The sequence below is a fragment of the Acidovorax sp. KNOB132 genome (assembly GCF_057541515.1).
The window spans coordinates 1-2,716 of the sequence record NZ_BAAJYT010000373.1; the positions used below are offsets into that span (position 1 = coordinate 1).

Here is a 2,716-nt window from a genome sequence, read left to right on the forward strand (position 1 = left end):
CGCAGCGGCCGCAGCGGCCGAGACCGCGGGCGCGGTCATGCCGGCGAGCGCCTGCGCCATCGCGTCGTTCGCGGGGGCGGGTGGTGCCTGCGGGGCCGGTGCGGAGGATGCGTCCTGGTCCTGCGGCGCCAGCGCCACGCTTTCGGGCATGCAGGGCACGTCGGGCGAATCGGGAGCGCCGGATGCGTCGGAGCGCGGCGGCATGGCTTGCATGCCCTGCACCGGCACCACCCCGGACGGCGAGACCATGGACGCGCCCTCCCCCTCGCCGGGGCCATCGGCACCCTGCGGCAGGCCTGGCGCCTCGCCAGGAAGAAGGGGGTCGTGCGGGTTCATCGCAGTTTCAGCGTGGTCAGGCCGATCAGGCACAGCAGCATGGTGATGATCCAGAAGCGCACGACCACCTGCGTCTCCTTCCAGCCGCTTTTCTCGAAATGGTGGTGCAGCGGCGCCATCTTGAGCAGCCGCCGGCCCTGGCCGTAGCGCTTCTTGGTGTACTTGAACCAGGCGACCTGCAGCATCACCGAAAGCGCCTCGACCACGAAGATGCCGCCCATGATGGCCAGCACGATCTCCTGGCGCACGATGACGGCGATGGTGCCCAAAGCGCCGCCCAGCGCCAGCGCGCCCACGTCGCCCATGAACACCTGGGCCGGGTGGGTGTTGAACCACAGGAAGGCCAGGCCCGCGCCGGCCATGGCCGAGCAGAAGATCAGCAACTCGCCCGCGCCGGCGATGTGCGGGAACAGCAAGTACTTGGAGTACACCGTGCTGCCAGCCACGTAGGCGAACAGCCCCAGCGCCGAGCCCACCATGACGACCGGCATGATCGCCAGGCCATCGAGGCCGTCGGTCAGGTTGACCGCGTTGCTCGATCCCACGATCACGAGGTAGGTCAGGATCACGAAGCCCAGCACGCCCAGCGGGTAGCTCACCTCCTTGAAGAACGGCACCAGCAGCCCGGCCTGCGGCGGCAGGTCCAGCGAGAAGCCGGACTGCACCCAGGTGATGAACAGTTCGAACACGCGCGAATTGGAGTTCTCGGAGATGCTGAACACCAGGTAGAGCGCCGCCAACAGGCCGATGACGGACTGCCAGAAATACTTCTCGCGCGAGCGCATGCCTTCCGGGTCCTTGCGCACCACCTTGCGCCAGTCGTCCACCCAGCCGATGGCGCCGAAGCCCAGGGTCACGGCCAGCACGATCCACACGAAGCGGTTGGACAGGTCGAACCACAGCAGCGTGGAGATCGCGATCGAGCCCAGGATCAGCACGCCCCCCATGGTCGGCGTGCCGCTCTTGGACAGGTGCGATTCCATCGCGTAGCCGCGGATGGGCTGGCCGATCTTGAGCGAGGTGAGCATGCGGATCACCTTCGGCCCCGCCGCCAGCCCGATCACCAGCGCCGTGAGCGCTGACATCACCGCACGGAACGTGAGGTACTGGAAGACGCGGAAGAACCCGAACTCCGGCGACAGGCCCTGCAGCCATTGCGACAGTATCAGCAGCATGTGGCGCCCCCGCGTGCGTTCTTCGTCGTGTCCGCACGGGCTTCCAGCACCTGCACCACCTGCTCCATCTTCATGAACCGAGATCCCTTCACCAGCACGCTGCCCACCTGGGGCAGGGCTTGCTGCACCGCTGCGAGCAGCGATGCCATGTCATCGAAATGCCGCGCATCCGGCCCGTAGGCCTGCGCGGCGTGAGTGCTGAGCGCGCCCAGCGCGAACAGCCTGCCGATGCCGCTGGCGCGCGCCTGGGCGCCCGCCTCGGCGTGGAACTGCGGCCCCTGCTCGCCCACCTCGCCCATGTCGCCCAGCACCAGCAGCTGCGGGCCGGGCAAGCCGGCCAGCACGTCGATGGCGGCGCGCATGGAGTCGGGGTTGGCGTTGTAGGTGTCGTCCACCGCCGTGACCACGCGCCCGTCCTGCGGCACGCTGAAGGCGCGCGAGCGCCCCTTGACCGGAATGAAGGCCGAGAGCCCGCGCGCCACGGCGTCGAGCGGCGCACCGGCCGCCAACGCGCAGGCCGTGGCGGCCAGGGCGTTGGTCACGTTGTGCATGCCGGCAATGCGCAGCGTGGCATCGAAGCCGCCCTGCGGCGTGTCGATGCGGATGCACCAGGCACTGCCCTCCCACCGTGCGGCGGTGCAGCGCACGTCGCCCCGTCCACGCCGAAGGTGATGCAGCGGCGCCCCGCAGCCAGTTGCCGCCACAGCGCGGTGTAGGCATCGCCCGCCGGGAACACGGCCACGCCCTCGGCGGGCAGGGCCGAGAGGCAGGAGCCGTTCTCTTCGGCCACGGCCTGGACCGTGTGCATGAACTCCAGGTGCTCGCGCTGCGCGTTGTTGACGAGGGCCACCGTGGGGCGGGCCAGGTCGGCCAGGTACGCGATCTCGCCCGGATGGTTCATGCCCAGCTCGATCACGGCCGCCTCGTGCGCCGCGTTGAGCCGCAGCAGCATCAGCGGCACGCCGATGTCGTTGTTGAAATTGCCTTGCGTCGCGAAGGCGGCCGAGCCCTTCCAGGCCTGCAGCACCGCCGCGATCATCTGCGTGACGGTGGTCTTGCCGTTGCTGCCGGTGACCCCGATCAGCGGCAGCCGGAACTGGGCACGCCAGCCAGCGGCCAGGGCGCCAAGCGCCGCGAGCGTATCGGGCACCTCGATGCCGGGCAGGCCGGCGGCCTCCAGGCCGCCGTGGGCCACGGCCGCAGCA

General features: G+C 69.7%; 1 protein-coding gene and 2 pseudogenes. All 3 read right to left on the minus strand.

Translation table 11 applies throughout. The features are described 5' to 3' along the window. A pseudogene (locus AC27IO_RS22585) lies at window positions 1-336 on the minus strand (hypothetical protein); the annotation flags it as partial. After that, a complete protein-coding gene (gene mraY / locus AC27IO_RS22590; RefSeq protein ID WP_498740879.1) occupies window positions 333-1,511 on the minus strand; it encodes a phospho-N-acetylmuramoyl-pentapeptide-transferase in 1,179 nt (392 codons plus the stop codon). The gene mraY and the pseudogene AC27IO_RS22585, both read right to left, overlap by 4 nt. Then, window positions 1,502-2,716: pseudogene (locus AC27IO_RS22595) on the minus strand (UDP-N-acetylmuramoyl-tripeptide--D-alanyl-D-alanine ligase); the annotation flags it as partial. The gene mraY and the pseudogene AC27IO_RS22595, both read right to left, overlap by 10 nt.

Excerpts from the sequence above, each read along its gene's own strand:
- mraY (WP_498740879.1), bottom strand. The coding sequence starts at position 1,511 with ATGCTGCTGATACTGTCGCAATGGCTGCAGGGCCTGTCGCCGGAGTTC.